17 protein-coding genes and 1 tRNA gene are annotated in these 19072 nt (G+C 71.6%); 10 read left to right on the top strand and 8 right to left on the bottom strand.

Going from position 1 to position 19072, the window contains the following annotated elements; all coding sequences use genetic code 11:
• Positions 1–195: 195 nt before the first annotated feature.
• Positions 196–1524: an ABC transporter substrate-binding protein gene (locus OHA03_RS19105; RefSeq protein WP_267005030.1), complete on the bottom strand. Its 1329-nt coding sequence runs from the start codon at positions 1522–1524 to the stop codon at positions 196–198.
• A gap of 520 nt (positions 1525–2044) precedes the next feature.
• Here OHA03_RS19105 and OHA03_RS19100 point away from each other — a divergent pair.
• Positions 2045–2302 (top strand): alpha-isopropylmalate synthase regulatory domain-containing protein, encoded by a 258-nt coding sequence (locus OHA03_RS19100; protein WP_267005029.1) that lies wholly within the window; start codon positions 2045–2047, stop codon positions 2300–2302.
• A gap of 178 nt (positions 2303–2480) precedes the next feature.
• On the opposite strand, the gene OHA03_RS19095 is transcribed toward OHA03_RS19100, so the two are convergent.
• The 3 genes from OHA03_RS19095 to OHA03_RS19085 all read right to left on the bottom strand — a co-directional run bounded on the left by OHA03_RS19095 (position 2481) and on the right by OHA03_RS19085 (position 6233).
• Positions 2481–3968, bottom strand: coding sequence for a cellulose binding domain-containing protein (locus OHA03_RS19095; RefSeq protein ID WP_267005028.1), 1488 nt, complete (start codon positions 3966–3968; stop codon positions 2481–2483).
• Between the two features lie 130 nt (positions 3969–4098).
• Positions 4099–5517, bottom strand: a complete 1419-nt coding sequence (locus tag OHA03_RS19090; protein WP_267005027.1) for a HAMP domain-containing sensor histidine kinase — start codon at positions 5515–5517, stop codon at positions 4099–4101.
• Positions 5514–6233, bottom strand: coding sequence for a response regulator transcription factor (locus tag OHA03_RS19085; RefSeq protein WP_267005026.1), 720 nt, complete (start codon positions 6231–6233; stop codon positions 5514–5516). Before OHA03_RS19085 ends, OHA03_RS19090 begins: the two co-directional genes overlap by 4 nt.
• Before the next feature lie 89 nt (positions 6234–6322).
• On the opposite strand from OHA03_RS19085, the gene OHA03_RS19080 reads away from it, so the two are divergent.
• Positions 6323–6862 (top strand): hypothetical protein, encoded by a 540-nt coding sequence (locus OHA03_RS19080; RefSeq protein WP_267005025.1) that lies wholly within the window; start codon positions 6323–6325, stop codon positions 6860–6862.
• 11 nt (positions 6863–6873) lie between these two features.
• Here the strand turns inward: OHA03_RS19080 and OHA03_RS19075 are convergent, their stop codons facing one another.
• Both OHA03_RS19075 and OHA03_RS19070 read right to left on the bottom strand, forming a co-directional pair.
• The gene (locus OHA03_RS19075; protein WP_267005024.1) at positions 6874–7776 is read right to left on the bottom strand and encodes a spermidine synthase; all 903 of its coding nucleotides are present in this window, start codon (positions 7774–7776) and stop codon (positions 6874–6876) included.
• Positions 7777–7865: 89 nt separating this feature from the next.
• Positions 7866–8348 (bottom strand): hypothetical protein, encoded by a 483-nt coding sequence (locus tag OHA03_RS19070; protein ID WP_267005023.1) that lies wholly within the window; start codon positions 8346–8348, stop codon positions 7866–7868.
• A 240-nt stretch (positions 8349–8588) separates the two neighbouring features.
• Here OHA03_RS19070 and OHA03_RS19065 point away from each other — a divergent pair, with 240 nt between their 5' ends.
• Complete coding sequence (locus OHA03_RS19065) at positions 8589–9959, top strand: tetratricopeptide repeat protein (RefSeq protein ID WP_267005022.1); 1371 nt, start codon at positions 8589–8591, stop codon at positions 9957–9959.
• Between the two features lie 185 nt (positions 9960–10144).
• Here the strand turns inward: OHA03_RS19065 and OHA03_RS19060 are convergent, their stop codons facing one another.
• The gene (locus OHA03_RS19060) at positions 10145–10741 is read right to left on the bottom strand and encodes a histidine phosphatase family protein (RefSeq protein ID WP_267005021.1); all 597 of its coding nucleotides are present in this window, start codon (positions 10739–10741) and stop codon (positions 10145–10147) included.
• A 247-nt stretch (positions 10742–10988) separates the two neighbouring features.
• Here OHA03_RS19060 and OHA03_RS19055 point away from each other — a divergent pair, with 247 nt between their 5' ends.
• The 7 genes from OHA03_RS19055 to OHA03_RS19025 all read left to right on the top strand — a co-directional run bounded on the left by OHA03_RS19055 (position 10989) and on the right by OHA03_RS19025 (position 17498).
• Complete coding sequence (locus OHA03_RS19055; protein WP_267005020.1) at positions 10989–11918, top strand: phosphatase PAP2 family protein; 930 nt, start codon at positions 10989–10991, stop codon at positions 11916–11918.
• The gene (locus tag OHA03_RS19050; protein ID WP_267005019.1) at positions 11863–13017 is read left to right on the top strand and encodes a hypothetical protein; all 1155 of its coding nucleotides are present in this window, start codon (positions 11863–11865) and stop codon (positions 13015–13017) included. The genes OHA03_RS19055 and OHA03_RS19050 overlap by 56 nt, the downstream gene beginning before the upstream one ends.
• Positions 13008–14615 (top strand): hypothetical protein, encoded by a 1608-nt coding sequence (locus OHA03_RS19045; RefSeq protein WP_267005018.1) that lies wholly within the window; start codon positions 13008–13010, stop codon positions 14613–14615. Before OHA03_RS19050 ends, OHA03_RS19045 begins: the two co-directional genes overlap by 10 nt.
• Entirely contained in the window at positions 14612–15946 is a 1335-nt protein-coding gene (locus OHA03_RS19040) for an AAA domain-containing protein (protein WP_267005017.1), read from the top strand. The genes OHA03_RS19045 and OHA03_RS19040 overlap by 4 nt, the downstream gene beginning before the upstream one ends.
• Before the next feature lie 232 nt (positions 15947–16178).
• Positions 16179–16520: a hypothetical protein gene (locus OHA03_RS19035; RefSeq protein ID WP_267005016.1), complete on the top strand. Its 342-nt coding sequence runs from the start codon at positions 16179–16181 to the stop codon at positions 16518–16520.
• Positions 16521–16669: 149 nt separating this feature from the next.
• On the top strand, positions 16670–17434 hold the full coding sequence (locus tag OHA03_RS19030; RefSeq protein ID WP_267005015.1) for a bifunctional DNA primase/polymerase: 765 nt from the start codon (positions 16670–16672) through the stop codon (positions 17432–17434).
• A tRNA-Lys gene (locus tag OHA03_RS19025) sits at positions 17425–17498 on the top strand. Before OHA03_RS19030 ends, OHA03_RS19025 begins: the two co-directional genes overlap by 10 nt.
• A 68-nt stretch (positions 17499–17566) precedes the next feature.
• Here the strand turns inward: OHA03_RS19025 and OHA03_RS19020 are convergent.
• The gene (locus OHA03_RS19020; RefSeq protein ID WP_267005014.1) at positions 17567–18781 is read right to left on the bottom strand and encodes a M6 family metalloprotease domain-containing protein; all 1215 of its coding nucleotides are present in this window, start codon (positions 18779–18781) and stop codon (positions 17567–17569) included.
• Between the last annotated feature and the right edge of the window lie 291 nt (positions 18782–19072).

Here is a 19072-nt window from a genome sequence, read left to right as displayed (position 1 = left end):
CTGGATTGCTGGTTACCCGGGTACGGGGCTGGATGGGCCGAAGGCGCGTGCGGTGGGCTCGCACGGGGCGGCCGGGGAGATACCCGGCCGCCCCGTGCACGCCCATCGGGAGACGGGCTGTGCGCGGCCCCGGTGTCCCACGGGGTGGGGACACGCAGGTGCGGGCGGCCCGGGGGCCGCCCGCTGCTGCGACCGTCAGCCGATCGCCTTGTCGATCGCCTCGGTCGCTGCCTTCCACGCGTCGTCGGGGCTGGTGCCGCGCTGCTCCATGTTGTTGATCTGGGTGGAGATGGTGTCCTTGATGACGCCGTCCTTCGGGCCGAGAACGGTCTCGGGGATGGACTTGGCCTCGTCGGCGTAGATCTGGCCGATCGGCGCGTCGTTGAAGTACGGGAGCTTGGCGTCCTTCACGTCGGGCAGTTCGTACGCGCCCTTGTTGGACGGGAAGCTGCCGATCGCCTTGAAGACGGCGGCCTGCTGCTCGGGGGCGGTCAGCCACTTGACGAGCTTGGTGGCCTCGTCGACGTTCTTGCCCGACTTGGGCACGCCGAGGAACGAGCCGCCCCAGTTGGCAGCCGTCGCGCCGGGCGCGGTGGTGATGCTCCACTTGCCCTTGTTGGCGTCACCGGCGTTGATCGAGATCTGACCGGCCATCCAGGCGGGGCAGGCCACGGTGGCGATGGTTCCCTTGCGCAGGGCGGCCTTCCACGGGTCGTTGAACTGGGCGAGGCCCTGCGTCAGCTTCTTGTCCGCCGCCTCGGCCGCCAGGTTCCAGCCCTGCTTCACGCTGGGGCTGTCCTTGTAGATCGCCTTGCCGCTCTCGTCGTAGTACTGCTGCGCGTTCGAGCTGACGACGGCGTTGAACATCGCGCTGGCGGAGTCCATGAAGAAGGTGCCCTTGGGGGCCTTCTTCTTGTACTCCTCACCGAGCTTGAGGTAGTCCTCCCAGCCCCCGGCGACCTTCGCGGCGACCTCGTCGCGGTCGGTCGGCAGACCGGCCTTCTTGAAGAGGTCGGTGTTGTAGCAGAGCGACATCGGTCCGATGTCGGTACCGGCGCCGATCACCTTTCCGTCGGGCGTGGTGGCCTGCTTCTCCTTCCAGGACACCCAGTCGCCGACGTTGATCACCTTGCTGAGGTCGGCGAACTGGTCCGCCTTGGTGTCGACGAGCTCCTTGATCCGGCCGACCTCGAGGCCCTGGACGTCCGCCAGCCCGCTGCCCGAGTTCAGCTGCTGGAGCAGCTTGGGGTAGTAGACCTTCTCGTCGGCGGTGACGTCCTCCTTGACCGTGATGTTCGGGTGGAGCTCGTGGTACTTGGCGAAGAGACCCGCTTCCTTGTAACCGAACTGCCCGAAGTCGGCGACGGTCAACGTGATCTTCCCGTTTGCGTCGGAGCTCCCGCTGGAGTCCGATGAGTCCGAGTCGCTGCATCCGGTCAGCAACAGGGCGGTGGCCGTCAGGCCCGTGGTGGCCACCAGCGCGGCTCTGCGACGCCGGCCGGCGGCGGGGCGGGTGATACGCATTCCACTACTCCTTGTTCCAGGGCGGGACTGGCGTTCTGACTGCGCGCCGTACGCGCAGGTGAGTGCAAGTGCCAGATGTTGCAGGGGGGAAGACACGGGCAGTGCCGTCCGCACGAGAATTTCCCGTGCGATGTGGGAGCGCTCCCATGCGCCGATGCCGGAAGGTTGCTGCCTCAAGGGGGTGGGTGTCAAGAGTTGAAGACGGTTCCGTTGCCCGAGTGTGTCCTGCAAGTCACGCGACCGTGTCCGGTCGAAGCCTTGCCTAAGCGTTCGAGCGCCACCCATCGACGGCGCGCGCCCGTGAATACGCCCAGGCCGGCGAGGTGCTGGAGCGGGACAGGAGGCGGGAATCCGGCAGAAGCAGACCGGCCGCGCTGTTTTTGCGTGCACCATCGGGCCGGTTCGGCCACGGCCGGATATTGCTCGCCCGCCCACCGGAAGGTGAACAGGGTGCGGAGCCAGGGGGCACGTTGGGCCGCATCCGCGTTCTCCCTCCGAACCGTGCGGCCGAGGTGAAGCGGTGCCCTGTGGCCCAGCGTTCGCCGAGGGGGTTCAGGCCGCGCGAAGCCGGGTCGGTGTGGTCTCCAGTTCGGTCTGCGCGGAGGTCCACATCGTGGACTGCACGGAACACGCGACGGGGACGGGACAGCGCAGCCCGGCGATGGCGTACGTGGAGTCCCGGGTGGACGGGTCGGTGGGGTGGGGGGCGGGGCAGGACACGTCCGTGCTGACGGCGTCGATTCCGGCGGTGCTCTCCGCGGTGAACCGGAGGCTGTGACGGGGCGGGTCGCAGCCACGCGTTGTCCTCGGTCGCCGGGCGGGCCGGAAGATCAGGCCCGCCCGGCGACCGACGTCGGAACCGTCGCAAAAAAAGGGGGCGCACCCCGGCCGGATGTGGGGGGTGTGGGGCCGGCCGGGATGCGCGCGGGGGGTGGCGGTCTGCGGGGTGGAGAGAGCTACTTGTACGCGCCGAACGCCTTCGTGAAGGCGAGCGGCTCCTGCACGATCGAGCTGCACGACGCATCCGCCGACGGCTTCGCCCCGCCCGCGCACGCCTTGTCCCGCGTGCCCGACCACATCGCCAGCCAGGCCAGGCCCTTCTCCTGGGCGAACTTCACCAGCTGCGTGGCGTCCTCGACCTTGAAGATCTCGGTGCTGACGTCGTTCACACCGATCATCGGGGTGACGGCCACGGCCTTCCACGCCGCCGCGTCCGACAGCCCGAGCACACCCTTGATCTGGGCCTGCGTCGCGGTCGCCGCCTGGATCGCGTACGAGCCCATGTCGCCGCTGTACGAGGCGCCGTAGTCCATCGCCATGATGTTGACCGCACCGACCTTGACGCCGTTCTTCTTCGCGTCGGCGATCAGGTCCACGCCCGGCTGGGTGAGGCCCTCGGGCATGACCGGCAGGGTGAAGGACACGTCGAGGGCCGGGTGGGACTTCTGGAGCTGTGCGATCGCCTGGGCGCGGCGGGAGTTGGCCGCCGTGTCGGGCAGCGCGCCGCCTTCGATGTCGAAGTCGACCTTGGTGAGCTTGTACGTGTCTATGACCTTGCCGTACGCGGCGGCGAGGTCGGTGGCGGAGGTGCAGTTGAGTGCCAGTTCGGAGCCTGCCGCGCCGCCGAAGGAGACCCGGACGTCGCCGCCCTTGGCGCGCAGCGCGCCGATCTGGGAAGCGACGTGGTCGTCACCGAGGGCGGTGACGCCGCCCCAGAGCGGGGCGCAGCTGCCGCCGGAGGTGATGAAGGCGAGGTTGAACTCCTTCACCCCCGTCTTGGTGACGGTGTCGACCAGGTCGTACGCCGGGTAGAGGGAGGTGTCGACGTACGGGGCGAAGCCGGCGCCGCCCGCCGTACCGCCGCCGCCCTCGGTCGCGGTCGCGGTGGGGGTGGGGGTGGGGGTGGGGGTCGCCGTGGCCGTCTGCGTGGGCTTGGCCGTGGGGGTGGCCGTGGGAGTCGGGGTCGCGGTCTCGGTCGGGCGTCCGCTGGGCTCCGGCGTCGCTCCGGTGTCGACGGAGCACTCGGCATTGTTGATCAGGCAGCCGGTCGGGTCCGCCGCCGTGCCGTCCGAGGTGGTGACGAAGCCGACGGTGGCCGACCTGCCGGGCGCCAGCTCCTTGTTCCAGCCGGCGGGCTTCACGGTGACGTGGTTGCCGCTGACGGTGTGTTCACCGTTCCAGAGGGAGCTGATCCTCGTGCCCGCGGGCAGGTCGAATTCGAGTGTCCAGTCCGTCTGGACCTTGTCGGTGTCGTTGGTGACGACGTACTGCCCGGTGTAGCCGCCCGTCCAGCCGCTGGTCCTGGTGTACGCGGCGCCTACCGAAGCGGCCTGTGCCGTGCCCGTGAGGGCGAAGACCGCTGAGCCGATCACTGCCGCGGCGACAACGGCGCCGATCGCCTTGGTCCTGGTGCTCGCCGTGCGCCGGTGCGTACTGGTGCCCATTGCGTGCCTGCCTCTGTCGTACGGGGGTGGGGGTGCGGGAGCACGCTAGCGGCACCGAAACCGACAAATGGGCTGTACCGGGCACGAGTTGATGTTCTTAGGGTTCGCTTAAGGGACGCATCGGTGCTGGTTAAGACCGGCCCGCGGACCGGAGGCGGCGGCGCTGCCGGCCCACCCGGCGACGGCGCCCGCCCTGCCCGGGCCTACACCCGTCGAGCCAGATCCAGATGCGGACCTCCGTGCCGCCGAGCACCGACTGCCCGATCCGCACATCGCCACCGGTGGACTCCGCGACACGGCGGACGATGTCGAGCCCGAGCCCGGTCGAGCCCACCGAGCCCCGCGCCCCTCCCCCACCGCTTCCGCCGCGCGCCAGCGCCGCCTTGGGGTCCGCTATGCCGCCGCCCGCGTCCGAGACCAGCACGATCACGGCGTCGCCGCTGTGGTGCACGTCGACGGCGAAGGCGGTGCCTTCCGGCGTGTGCCGGAAGACGTTGCCGAGCAACGCGTCGAGCGCGGCGACGAGTTCGGGCCGGGCGACGGGGATGCGTACCGTACGGTCCACTCCCGCGAGGCGCACCTCGCGCCCCTCGTCCTCGGCGAGCGCCGACCAGAAGTCCATCCGCTCGCGGATCACCTCGGAGGCATCGCAGCCGGCCCCGGGCCCACTGTTCAGTCCCTGGGTCTGCGGGCGTTGTTCGCGGGCGGTGCGGATGATCGTGTCGACCTCGTGCTCCAGCTGCTCGACGGCGGCCCGGGTCTGCTCGGCGGCCGGGCCCTCGCCGAGCGAGGCGGCGTTGAGGCGCAGGACGGTGAGCGGGGTGCGCAGCCGGTGCGAGAGGTCGGCGGCCAGTTCCCGTTCGTTGGCGAGGAGCTGCACGACCTGGTCGGCCATGGAGTTGAACGCGACGGCGGCGGACCGCAGTTCGGTCGGCCCCTCCTCGCGGACCCTGGTCCCCAGCCTGCCCTCCCCCAGGTCGTGGGCGGCGCCCGCGAGCCGCTGGGCGGGCTTCACCATCCGTACGCCGAGCCGGTCGGCGACCGCGACCGAGCCGACGATCAGCGCGATGCCGACGCCCGCCAGCATCAGCCAGGCGGTGGCGACCCCGTTGGACTCCTCGCCCTCGGGTACGAACACCTCGACGACGGCGATGCCCCCGGACCCGAGCGCGGTCGGCTGGAGCAGTGCGGAACCGCCGGTGACCTCGCTGATCGAGGCGCGCCCCGAGATGCGTACGGTCTCCACGTCCTTACGGGTGGCGCGCCGGGTGCCGATCTCCACCGGCCGGCTGTCCGGCTCCTCGGAGGCGGGGATGTGGACGGCCATCCGGCCCTCGCCGCCCGGCTCGGTGGTGAGGACGGCCGTCTCCAGTTCGGCGCGGTCGGTGGTGATGGAGAGGGTCGGACCGATCGTGGCGGCCTGCCGCTCGGCGTCGGAGAAGGCCCGGTCGCGGGCCATCTCCTTGATGACGAGACCGAGCGGTACGGCGAAGGCGATGACGACCATCGCGGTGACGGCCAGGCAGACCTTGACCAGGGCCCATCTCATACGGGCTGCTCCGGGTCCGGCGGTTGCACCGCGGGCGGCTGGAGCTTCACGCCGACGCCACGCAGGGTGTGCAGATAACGCGGCCTGGCCGCCGTCTCGCCCAGCTTCCGTCGCAGCCAGGAGAGATGGACGTCGATGGTCTGGTCGTCGCCGTACGACTGCTGCCAGACCTCGGCCAGGAGTTCCTTGCGCGGGACGACGACCCCGGGGCGCCCGGCGAGAAAGGTCAGCAGATCGAACTCGCGGCGGGTGAGGTCGAGCGCGGTGCCGTCCAGTTCGGCCTGGCGGCGCAGCGGATCGATGGAGAGTCCGCCGACCTGGATGACACTCGGCGGCGGTGCCCCACCCCCGGCGGCGCGCGAACGGCGCAGCACGGCAGCCATTCGCGCCGACAGGTGTTCCACCGAGAACGGCTTGATCAGGTAGTCGTCGGCGCCGTCGTTCAGCAGTCGGACGATTTCGCTCTCGTCGTCCCGCGCGGTCGCGATGATCACGGGTACGTCGGTGATGCCGCGGAGCATCTTCAGCGCCTCGGATCCGTCGAGGTCGGGCAGACCGAGATCGAGGATGACCACATCGAATCGGAAGTGGGCGACTTCGCGCAGCGCTTCCAGCGCGGTGCCGACACTCCGTACCGTATGGGAGGCCTCGGTCAGGTGCCGGATGAGGGCGGAACGTACGAACTGGTCGTCCTCGACCACGAGCACACTTGGCATGGGCGGCACCGTACGCCATCGACCGGCCCGCGGTCCTGTCCGTGTGGGTACGGGGACAGCACGGGGCCCTGTGGTGCAGGATGTGCCGGATGCAACGAGGACTCGTACACGCGCTCGCGTGGTCGCTCGCCACCGGCGCTGCGGTCACGCTGTCGTGGTGGGGTGTGCACACGGTGATGGCGGGGACGGCGTACGACCCGCCGCGCGCGGTGCCCATCTCCGCGAGCGCCCGTGACAACCACAGCGGAGCGGGCGCGTTGTCGTCCTCGACCAGACGCCCGCCGTCGTCGCCGGCGCCGACGCCCAGCAGCACCCCTCGTACCACTCCGAAGCCGTCCGCGACCCCTCCCCGGCAACCGTCCCGCACCCTGTCGAGCAGTCCTCCGGCCCCGCGCCCGGCCAAGCCCTCCGGCACGGTAAAGAGCTACCCGACGGACGGCGGGCGGGTCGTCTTCGAGCTCGGCGCCGACTGGGCGAAACTCGTCTCGGCGACACCGGACCCGGGCTGGTCGATGCGGGTCTGGACGAACACGACCTGGATCCGGGTGAACTTCACCACCGATGACGGGACGACGGTGTCGGTCTTCTGCACCTGGAACGACCATCCGCCGATGGTCGAGATCGTCTGATCACCGGTCGCTCATTCGAAGGCGGAGGGCGGAGGCGCGGGTGACGGACGGGCGTCCGCATCGCTCACCGGTGCCGCGCCGCCGGTGAAGTCGGCGAGCTCCTTGCCGTGTTCGACGCGTCCGGGGTGCGGGTCGGTGGCGACCCGGCGGGTCAGTTCGGCGACCTTGAGCGGGAGCGCCGAGGCGAGCAGCACAGCGTTGCCGAAGCGGCGCCCGCGCAGCACGGCCGGATCGGCGGCGAGTGCCAGCTCCGGGAAGACGGTGGCGGCGGTGGCGATCTGGCCGCGCAGATGGGCCAGCGGCGGACCGTCGGCGAGGTTGGCCACATACTGTCCGGCGGGCTTCAGGACCCGGCGTACGTCGGCGAGAAACTCGGCGCTGGTGAGGTGGGCGGGCGTACGGGCTCCGCTGAAGACATCGGCGATGACGAGATCTGCCCAGTCGTCCGGAATCTTCCCGAGCCCGGCGCGGGCGTCGGTGGAACGGACCCTGATCCGGGCCTGCGGGTCCAACGGCAGCTCCCGGCGGACCAGTTGGACGAGCGCTGCGTCCAGCTCGACGACCTGCTGGGTGGAGCGCGGCCGGGTCGCTGCGACGTACCGGGCGAGGGTGAAGGCGCCGCCGCCCAGGTGCACGACGTGCAGGGGCTGCCCTGCGGGGGCGGCCAGATCTGCGATGTGACCGATCCGGCGCTGATAGGCGAAGGAGAGATGCGAGGGGTCGTCGAGGTCGACGTGGGACTGCGGGGCGCCGTCGAGGGTCAGCGTCCAGGCGTGCGGCCGCTCCCGGTCGGGGATCAGCTCGGCGAGGCCGCCGTCGACGGTCTCGGAGAGGATCTCCGGCTTGCGGTCGGACTTGCGGTCCGCTCGTTTCCGGGCGCCCGCGCCACCGCTCGACGCACCTCGACGTGCCACTGACGCTCGTCCCTACTCACTGCTTCATCGCCCGGGCCGGTGCAGGACCGGCAGCGACGGGGAAACCCGCCCACCTGGCCATTATGGGCTCAGCGGCAGTTGTCGGCCGCCTCGATCAGCCGGGCCGCCTGGTCGAGTGCGGCGCGCAGCGCGGCCGGATCGGTGACCGCGGCGGCGGGCGGCAGCAGCCAGCCACCGCCGGAGACCGGCGGCTCGGTGGGGATGCGCAGCCCGCGGCCGTTCGTCTGGGTACAGTCACTGCCCGGTACGTCCCAGGCCTCGGCGGTGCCCGGCGGGACCAGGAAGCCGAGGGTGTCGCAGGCGCCGTCGTGCAGGACCGGGCCGACGGCCTCCTTATCGGCGCCGCGGCGCAGGATGTCCACGGCCTCCAGCCCCTGGCGGGCCGGAACGGTCACCAGATCACAGGGGCCGCCGCCGAGGAAGGTGCCGGGGGGATCGCACTCCGCGGTTCCGGGATCGGCCTTCGCCGTACGGGTGGTGGCAGTACTGGTCGTCGCCGTTCGGGTCGCCGCAGTCGTCCGCGAGCCGGCCTCCGTGCCGAGATGCAACAAGGGACCTCTCCTCTCATCGCCGGGCGGAGCCAGACTCCGTCTCCGCATGGACCAACGCGTCGACTACGTCAAGGGCTACGGTGCGGCACCGCCGCAAAGGGTGGCAGTTCATGGCGGATCGTGGGTGAGATATCCGTTTTGTAGGCAAACGCTGTGTGTGTGGGCTGTCACAGAGGGTACGTTCTTGCCCCGCCGGACACCGGAACCAGGCGCCCGGCTTGCACCAGAGAGGGCCCAGCCATGGTGTCGACAGGGGCAGTTCCCAACCTCGCCTTCCGACGGCTGCGCGGACCGCGCTCCGCCGGGGAGTTCGCTGCCGCGGTACGCAGGTCCGCCCGCGAGATCGGCGAGCAGGTCGCGTGCGACGCCCGGTACATCGGACGCGTGGAGTCCGGCGAGATCCGCTGTCCCAACTACGCGTACGAACGAGTCTTCCTGCACATGTTCCCCGGGGCGACCCTGGCGGATCTGGGCTTCTCGGCGCGCGAGTCCGTACGCGGCCGGGCGGCGAGAACCACCGGCAACGCCCCCGACACTCCCGATACCCCACCACCCCCCACGCTCCAGAGCGACACCGACGAGGAGAGCGACGTGCTGCGTCGCGTATTCATGACGAGCGGCACCACCGCGATGGCGGCCGCATCCCTGGGCCTCGGCCTCGACACCACGACCATCGCCGCCGCTGCCGTGCCCGTCCAACGGCGGGTCGGCGAGGCCGAGGTGACGGCCGTCGAGAAGGCGGTACGGCAGATCCGGCTGCTGGACGACCGGCACGGCGGCGGCGGCCTCTACCGGCGGGCCGCGCAACCGCTGCGGGCGGCCTATGCGCTGCTGGACGAGGGGACCATCACCCGCCGCTCCACCTCCGACCGGCTGCACGCCGGGGCCGGTGAACTGGCCATCTCGGTGGGGTGGCTGGCGCATGACTCGGGACGCTTCGACGACGCCCGCTCGCACTATGCGGAGGCGCTGGCCACTGCTCGGGTGGCCGGGGACCCGGCGCTCGAGGCGCATGCGTTCTGCAATACGTCGTTCCTGGCGAGGGACACGGGGCGGCCCCGTGAGGCGGTACGCGCGGCGGAGGCCGGGCAGCGGGCGGCGGGCCCCCTGGGCTCACCGCGACTGCTGGCGCTGCTCGCGCTGCGGGAGGCAGGGGGCCGGGCCGGGCTCGGCGACCGAAGCGGTTGCGAACGGGCGCTGGGGCGGGCGCACACGGCGTTCGGCCGCGGGGCGTCCGATGCCGACCCGGAGTGGATGACGTTCTTCCGGGAGGCGGAGCTGGAGATGCTGGAGGCGCAGTGCTGGTCGGCGCTGGGCGACTGGCCGCGGGCGGTCCGCCATGCACGGCGGGCCACGCAGCTCCAGGATCCGCACTTCACCCGGAACCTGGCGCTGTACCGCGCCGAGCTGACGACGGACCTGGCCCGGGCCGGCGCCGCGGCGGAGGCGGCCACGGCGGGGCAGCAGGTGCTGGACCTGCTGGCCCAGGTCCAGTCCTCCCGCATCCGGGCGATGCTGGCGGCGGCGGTGCAGGTGCTGCGGGCGCAGTGGGGGTCGCCGGAGGTGACGGATTTCCTGGACCGGTACGGGGAGGTGGGGGCGGAGGTGTAGGGCGGGGTGCCGCCCCACGCGACGCACATCCGGGTCCGCCGCACCGGGTCGGTCCTCAATCGCCGGGCGGGCCGAATTCGGCCGCGCGGGCTGAGATTCGGGCCACGGTTCGCCCCACCCGCGGGCCACAGTTCGAGCCCGTCCGGTGATTGAGGACACCTACGCTGCCGGGTAAGGGCAGGACCTCACCGGTCCAGGTGGCCCGTGTCGTTCCAACGTTCGAGGGCCGGTGCCCCGTATGCCCATCCGAGCACCGACAGCGACGTCGGGTCCAGGCGGATGCGGGACGCGAACGACACGTCCTCACCCAGCCAGCGCGCCCCCAGCGCCCGCAGGATGTGACCGTGCGCGAAGACCAGCACGTCGCGTTCGGCCGAGCGCGCCCAGTCGACGATCTCGTCCGCACGGGCGGACAGCTCGGAGAGGGTCTCGCCGTCCGGTACCCCGTCGCGCCAGATGAACCAGCCCGGCCGGATCGCCTGGATCTCGGCCGGCGTCATGCCCTCGTACGCCCCGTAGTCCCACTCCATGAGCGCGTCCCACGGCTGCGCCCGGTCCGCGAAGCCCGCCAGGTCGCAGGTCTCCCTGGCGCGGACGAGCGGGCTGGTGCGGACCTCCAGGCCCGGTAGGTCCGCCCACGGTCCGCGGTGCAGCCGCTCGCCCAGCAGCTTGGCGCCCGCGCGGCCCGCGTCGAGCAGAGGAATGTCCGTCCTGCCGGTGTGATTGCCCTTGACGGACCATTCCGTCTGGCCGTGCCGGGCGAGCAGGATACGCGGTGCCATGACGGCTCTCCCTGAATCTTGGTTCGGAGAAAACGACAACAGGGACGGGTGATCCGCCTTTTTCCATCATCGCTCACGTGCCCGACAGGCAACCTCCGGGGCCGAACACGCGTCCCCTTCCCCGCGGAGAAATCTCCGCACGAACCGGGGCATCCGCAGGGGTACCCCGGGGGAATCACGGCCGATCTGCACCGTACGGTTGAACGGCCGCCCTCGGTCGCATGAACACATGATGGAGAGCTTCCGAATGCCGCTTGCCACCGCGTCCGCGCCGAGCCACCGGCCTCGCTGGTGGGCCGAGCTGCCGCTGATCGCGGTCGTGTACGCGGTCTACTCGGCGGGCCGGCTGCTGGTCCGCAGCGATGTGTCGACCGCTGTGGACCACGGGCTGCGGATACTGCATCTGGAGAAGACGCTCTTCCTCAACGCGGAGCACCCGCTCAACCGGCTGATGACCGCCCACCCGTCCATCGGCATACCCGCCGACTTCGCCTATGCCTCACTGCACTACCTGGTCACCCCGGCCGTCCTGATCTGGATCTACCGGCGCCGAGCCGCCGTGTACCGCACCGCCCGAACCTGGTTGATGGCCTCCACACTGCTCGGCCTGGTCGGCTTCGCGCTGCTCCCGACCTGCCCGCCGCGGCTGCTGCACGCCACACACGGCTTCGTCGACACGATGGCCCAGTACAGCTCGTACGGCTGGTGGGGCACCGAGGCGAGCGCGCCACGCGGGATGGGCTGGATGACCAACCAGTACGCCGCGATGCCGAGTCTGCACGTCGGCTGGGCGCTGTGGTGCGGAATCCTGCTCTGGCGTCACGCGCGGCACCCGCTGGTACGCGCCGCGGGCGTCATGTACCCGCTGGTCACCACGATCGTCGTGATGGGCACGGCCAACCACTACTTCCTCGACGCGGTCGCGGGCGCTGCCGTGATGGCCGTCGGAGCGCTGCTGACCGGGCCGGTCATGCGGCTCGTCGACCGGGTCAAGGTCGCGGTACAGGCCCGGTTCGCACCAGCCGCTTCGGCCACGAAGTCCCCGATTGTCAGTGCCGGATGCAAGACTTCCGCGGGTGAGCGAATCCCCGGCCAGCGGACCTCCTCCGCAGACTCCACCGATGACGCAGCATCGGGCGACGCAGCAGACGACGGCGCTCCGGCAGCGGCTCGCTGAGCTGCGCGGTCCGGCCGTCGCCCCGCATCCGCTCGATGCCCGCGCGCTGGCCGCCCTCGCCGCGAACCCCGGCTGCAAGCGGCGCGCCCTGCTGGACGGCGCCGGAGTGGACAAGGCCGCGCTGGCGACGGCACTCGGCTCCCCTGCCGCATTCGGCCAGTCGCAGTTCGCGTTCATGCGGGGCAACGCCTTCGAGGCGAAGGTCAAGGCCGACGGCGGTACGGAGCTGATGCGGCTGCTGTACGAGCGGCTCGGCGGCAGCAGCGAGGCGCCGCGCAAGGTCCTGGTACCGGATCTGACGGCAGCCGGTCCCGAGGGGCGCGCGGCCCGTACGGCGCTGGCGCTGCGGGAGGCGACGGGGGCGGGCGGCTGGGCGCTGCTCGACCATCCGATGCTGGCCCTGGAGGTGGCGGGCTCGCCCGCCTATCTGGAGCCGGACGCGGTGGTCGTGCACCCCGACGGCCGGTGGACGGTTGTGGAGATCAAGTCGTTCCCCATGATCGACAGTTCCGCGGATGCGGCGAAGGTCGGCGCGGCGGCCCGGCAGTCCGCGGTGTACGTCCTGGCGCTGGAGCGGATCGCAGCGGTCACTCCGGGCGCGGAGGTCGGCCACCGGGTGCTGCTGGTCTGCCCGAAGGACTTCTCCAACCTGCCGACGGCGTCGGTGGTGGACGTACGCAAGCAGCGCGCGGTCACCCGCCGTCAGCTGACCCGGCTGACCCGGATCGAGGAGATCGCGGCCGCCCTGCCCGAGGGCACCACCTTCGACCCGGAGTGTTCGCCGCAGGAGCTGACGGCCGCGGTCGAATCGGTCACGGCGGCATACGCACCGGAGTGCCTGGCCGCCTGCGAACTGGCCTTCCACTGCCGGGCCAAGGCACGCTCGGCCGGTGCGGTGCAGGCGCTGGGCCGGAGCGTCCGGGGCGAGCTCGGGGGTCTGACGACGGTCACCGACGTACTGGCCGCGGCTGCGGGCAAGGAGGGCGACCCGGCGGATCCGACGGTCGCGGCCCTGCGCCGCGCGGCGGCCCTGCGCGCGGAGGCGCTGGAAAGAGCGACCGGCCAGGCAGCTCCGGAGGGCGGAACGCCATGTCGCTGATCAGCACCCTGGCCCGGCTCGAGGCCGTGGAGAGCGGGCGGGCACAGCCGATGGCCACCGTTCTGCACCGCCATCTCAGCGGCCGGCCGCTCGTCCTCGTACCGCTGACCACCGCCGGTGAGGCGGGCGCCCCGCTCGGCGCGCTCGTCGGAACCGACCGGGACGCGCCGCGGCTGTTGACTGTCGCCCAGCCGCGCGACCGTGACCTGCGGTTCGCGTTCCTCGCCGACCTGGCCGAGGCGGTCCTGCCGCACATCGAGTCGTACGCGGACGTGGTCGAGCAGGCCGAGCGCAACGAGACCGATCCCGAGACCGGCAAGAAGGTCAAGGTCGAGGTCGAACTGTGCACGGACGCACCACAGTTGATCGTGCCGAGCCGGGCGGCTATCGACTTCGTACGGCTGCTGGGCCGTTCCATGAGGTTCCGGCGTACCGCCGAGGACGATCCGGACACCCCGTACCCTGCCCCGGCCCGTGTCCCGTTGCTCGGCCGCTGGCTGACGCACTACGGGGAGCGGGCCCGGGTACCGGGCTCCTCGCTGCTCCTCGCCGCGACCGATCTGCTGAACCGGCACTGGGCGACCGGGCAGTCCACGCTGGAGGACCAGCATCTCGGGGCTCTGCTGGCCTGGATCGACCCTCCGCCGGGCGAGTCCGGGGCCGAGGCCGCGCTCCGGGCCGAGCTGGAGCGGGACGGCGGCGGCCAGCTGGTGTGCCCGCCGGCCGGTCCGGCCACGGACCCGGCATTCGACAACCGGCTGCTCGCACCGGCGATCGAGAAGTACGACCGGGCGCGCACGGCACTCGCGGCGGCCGAGGACGGGCTCGCGGCCGACGCCCGGCTGGCCGAACTGACAGCGGCCGAACGGGAGATCGGATCGCTGCTCGCCGGGGTGCTGCGGCCGACCTGGGATGCGGTGTGGCGGGGGCTGGACCTGATGGCGCAGCTGCCGCCCGGGGCCAGGTCCGAGGACCGCTGGACCCGGGACCGCTGGTCGTTCACCGGCCACCGGGACCGGGTGCGGTCCGGGGAGCCGCCGCAGCCGCGCCGCGACGACGCGGTGACGGCAGCCCAGAAGCTGGCGTCCCGGGAGACGGCGCAGGCGCAGCTGGAGGCCCAGGAGGCGCTGGACGATCCGCTGGTGCTGGCCGGGCGGCGGCTGGCCGGCGAGGCGTTTGTCGGGGAGGTGACCGAGGTGGTGATGGCGTACAGCGAGTCGAAGCGGCCCTCGCCGCGCCCGCTGGTCACGGTCCGGACGGACGAGCGCCCGCATCTCGGTGAGCGGACGAAGGTGTACCGCTCGCTGGACGGCAGGCCGCAGACCGCGGAGTTCGTGGCGTATGCCTCCGAGGACGCCGCCGGACCGGAGGAGGTCCTGCTCGTGCTGCGGATCACCGACCGGATGGGCCGGAGCAAGGAGCCGGCCCCGGGTTCGCTGCCGGAGCCGGGCGACCGGATCGCGTGGACGCTGTTCGAGCACGACCAGCGCGGCGGCCCGAAGCTGCCGGACCCGGAGGACACCCCCTGGACGCACGGCGGTCCGCCGGGCGCCGCCGCCGAGAACCCCGACCCCGTGACCGCGGAGGACCTTCTGTGACAGCCGGATTCGACCCGGGCGCGGCGGCGGGACGGGCAACCGCCGCGATCCTGGACGACACGCTGCACGGCACGGCACGCGGCATCGTGGTGGACTCCCCGCCGGGCGCGGGCAAGTCGACGCTGGTGGTGCGCGCCGCGCTCGAACTGGCGGCTGCCGGGCGCCCGTTGATGGTGGTCGCACAGACCAACGCCCAGGTCGACGACCTGGTGGTGCGGCTGGCCGAGAAGGACCCGGGGCTGCCGGTCGGAAGGTTGCACAGCAATGACTCGGACCCGTACGACAAGGTGCTGGACGGCCTGGCCAACGTACGGAAATCGGCAAAGGCGGCGGACCTCGCCGGACTTGACGTCGTCATCTCGACGGCCGCCAAGTGGGCGCATGTGAAGAACGTCGAGCCGTGGGGGCACGCGATCGTCGACGAGGCGTACCAGATGCGCTCGGACGCGCTGCTGGCCGTCGCCGGGCTCTTCGAACGGGCGCTTTTCGTCGGCGATCCCGGACAGCTGGACCCGTTCTCGATCGTCGGCGCGGACCAGTGGGCGGGGTTGTCGTACGACCCGTCGGCGAGCGCGGTCTCCACACTGCTGGCGCACAACCCGGAGTTGCCGCAGCACCGGCTGCCGGTGTCATGGCGGCTGCCCGCGTCGGCGGCGCCGCTGGTCTCGGACGCGTTCTACCCGTACACCCCGTTCCGCAGCGGCACGGACCACGGCGACCGGCGGCTGTCGTTCGGTGTCGCGTCGGACGGCTCCGCCCCGGACCGAGTGCTGGACGAGGCCGCGGAGTCCGGCTGGGGCCTGCTCGAACTTCCGGCCCGGCACACCCCGCGCACGGATCCGGAGGCGGTACGGGCGGTGGCCCTGGTGGTGCGCCGTCTGCTGGACCGGGGCGGCGCGGCGACGAGCGAGCGCTCACCCGAGCCCGCTGCGGTGACGGCGGACCGGGTCGCGGTCGGCACCGCCCACCGGGACCAGGCCGCGGCGGTGCGGGCGGCGCTCGCGGAGCTCGGTGTGACGGGTGTGGCGGTGGACACGGCGAACCGGCTCCAGGGCCGCGAATTCGATGTGACGGTGGTCCTGCACCCGCTGTCCGGCCGCCCGGACGCCACGGCGTTCCACCTGGAGACGGGCCGGCTGTGCGTCCTGGCCTCGCGGCACCGCCATGCCTGCATCGTGGTCTGCCGCGAGGGCGTCTCCGACCTGCTGGACGAACATCCGTCGACGGAACCGGTCCAACTGGGTGTCACGGTGAAATTCCCCGACGGCTGGGAGGCGAACCACGCGGTCCTGGCACATCTCGCGGAACACCGGGTGCGGTGGGCGCCGTGACGCGGTGCGCGCCGTAGCGTCGCCGGTGCGGTGGGCGCCGCAGCACCGTCGGTGCGAGTGTCCGTAACGTCGTCGGGCCGTGGGCGATGGGCCACCGGGGGGCGCGCGTCGCGCCCGGAGGTGTGTTGGTGCGCGCTCCCGCGCACTGGCCCCGTGCACCGCCCCGAAGCGCACTTGCGGCGGGTTGGACAATAGAGGGTGGCCGTCGGGCCCACCGAAGGAGGAACACCACATGGCACAACCCGAGCGGAACGAGCGGCAGCGGCTGCGCCCCGCGCCCCTGCTCTTCGAGCCGTCGGCGGCGGTCGCCGATCCCGAGCACTTCTTCGACCTGGAGTCGATGGACGACCCGAAGGAGATGCTGGACCGCGCCACCGAGCTGACCCTGGCATTCCGCGCCGCGAGCGATCGCGCGGTCGAGTTCCAGGCGATCGCCGCTGCCCAGCTGGCCGACCCGCGCCGGTTCGACCGGCTGACCACTGCGGACATCGCGGAGCGCGCGGAGTGGACCGAGGACTACGCGAAGAAGATGGTCGAATTCGGCCGGAGCCTGCTGGGCGGCGCCAGACCGTGACGCCGGAGCGTCCGGCCCTTGCCCGGAGCTGACTCCGGGTACAGCCGCTGGCATATGCCCGCGGGCAAGATACTCCTCTCCCCACCACCCTGTCCCGATTTCCGGCAACTCTTGGAATCCGGACCGTCACTCCCGGTAGACCAGTGCACATGAGTGCATGGCTGCCAGACCAATCGACCCTGTACCCCGGCACCGGGTCCCAGCACAGCGTCGACATCTTCGCCGCCCTGCGGGACCAGACCGGGGACCGGACCGGAACCCAGGCCGGACCCCAGCCCGGGAATCAAGCCGGGCATCAGACCGCGCAGGTCACCGCTGCGGGCGCCGCCTGGCTCGCCGGCGCCACGGCCTATCCGCGCTCCACGCTCGCCCAGTGGCAGGCCCACCCCGGCTCCCCCGGTGTGCTGCCGTGCGGCTCTGCGTTCGACGTGGTCAATGTGCCCGCGCTCTTCGGGCGGCGCATGCTGGAGCACCTGTGGGCCGACGGGCCCGGCTCGGGGCCGGTCGCCTCACACCGCGGGCGGATGCTGCTGTTCGCCGCGCCCGGGACCGCCCAGCGGCTGCCGTCGCTGCTCGACTGGGAGGAGTGGGGCAGCCGCCCCGAGCCGGCGACGGAACACGACCCGCAGGCGCCCGGAGGGCCGGACGACCAGGAGAACAGGTTCCCGCCGCTGCTCTGTCACGGCACCGGCGACGCGGTGACCGTCCCGCCTCTGGCCTGCGGTTCCACCTCGCCCGGGCCCCGATGGGTGGTCGCTCCCGACACCCGTAGCCCATGGCTGCCGGGCCCCGACGTACTGCTCTGGGCCTGTGTACGCGTGACCCGCTCGGCGCCCGCGTCGACGGCCCGGACTTCGATTTTTCCTCCCGCCGATCAGGGTGCTAAGGTCTACGACGTCAGCAGGCGCCGCTAGCTCAGTTGGTTAGAGCAGCTGACTCTTAATCAGCGGGTCCGGGGTTCGAGTCCCTGGCGGCGCACAGACGGAAGAAGCCCCTCGCGCAAGCGGGGGGCTTCTTCGTTTTCGCTTCACCACCGGACCGGTTGCTCACGTGCCGGTGGTGATCCTGACCGTCCAGGCACCCGACGGCGTCCGGTCCGCGACCTCGACCCTGGTGTGCTCACCGGGAATGGTGTACGTCTCCCCGACCCGCAGCGGGGCGTCCGCGAGCGGCGGGTAGACCGACAGGTCCCAGCAGGCGTCGGTGTGGGGGTGGGTGTCGATGACCTGGATGGGCCCGCCGCCGGACGACGTCCCGTTGCGGACCCGGTAGATCAGCACCCCTTCGCTGCAGGTCGTCCGGTCGTTGCCGGTGGCGCTGCGGGCCTCCATCGCCACCACGCCGCCCACCCCGGTCCTGATCACCGCGAGCCGCGTCCCGAGGGACGCACCACGTGCCGGGACGGCGGCCATCGACTCCAGGGTGATGTCCTGCTTGCGCTGGATGCACGCCACCTGCCCGCGGTCCAGCCAGCCCAGCTTCCACTTCTGCCAGCCGAACAGATCCGGCGCGAGGCCGAACTGGCTGCCCATCACGTCCCAGTCGCCGACATACGTGTCCCAGTCACCCTTGCCGTCCGTCGGCCGGTGATAGAGGTCCGGCAGGTCGAAGACGTGCCCGGTCTCGTGGGCCAGCACGTTCCGGTCCGGCGGGTGCTGTTCGAAAACGGTGACGACACGTCTGATGTCCGTGCCGTCGGCGTGCAGCGGCCGGTCGAAGTTGACGACCTTGGTGGCATCGGAGTCGACGCCGGGGGCGTCCGGGTCGGCGACCAGATAGACGATGTCGTACTTCGAGAAGTCGACCTGGTCGTCGGCTACGGCAATCGCGTCACGCAGATACTCGCTGCGCCGGCCGTCGTCCCAGTCGCGCTTTATCCCGTACGCGGTGGAGCTCCGGGGCATCTGGATCCAATGCCGCTGCGGGTGCGGGCGCAGGGTGAACTTCCCGTACGAGGCGCGCTGGAAGAACTGGGTGGTGGCGGGGAAGTAGTCGGCAGCGAGCTCGGCGGGGGTGGTGACGGGGCGGGCGTCCGTGAAGGAGAGGAAGATCATGACCGCGTCGAGCGTGTGGTCCGGGCGCGGGTAGGCGTCGTTCCAGTCACCCACTCCCAGCGAGTGGTGCACCTCGGTCCGGGGCAGGGCGCACGGGCCGGCCGCACCGGTGACGGCCACCGCCGGACCGGCGACAAGAGAGATGGCGGCGAGCGCCAGGAGTGCGATCAGCCCTGCCAGTACGCCACGCGGACTCGGCCTCTCCACTCCCGCGAGTCTGCGCTTACGCGGCACATCGACCTCCGGGTGCGGGATGCGGGACTCGCCATCCAGCCTGTGCCGGTTTGGTGGTATACGCCCTGTTGTGCTACCCCACTCGGGTAAACAGGCCGCCACCCGGTGCCTTTTCACGGACAGTCATAATCGATCACCGCAACTGCGCGAGACGGACCCAAGATCGACTGGAGAGAACAGAGCCGCGCAGAAACAATCAGTCCTGGGCAAACCGGATCGGCGCGCGAATGGTCCATGCGGGGCGATCCGCGGGCCCGGAACGGG

This window comes from Streptomyces sp. NBC_00154 (assembly GCF_026342835.1).
Classification (GTDB): Bacteria; Actinomycetota; Actinomycetes; order Streptomycetales; family Streptomycetaceae; genus Streptomyces.
The sequence above is the reverse complement of the archived record's forward strand: the minus strand, read 5'-3'. Positions and strand labels throughout refer to the sequence as shown.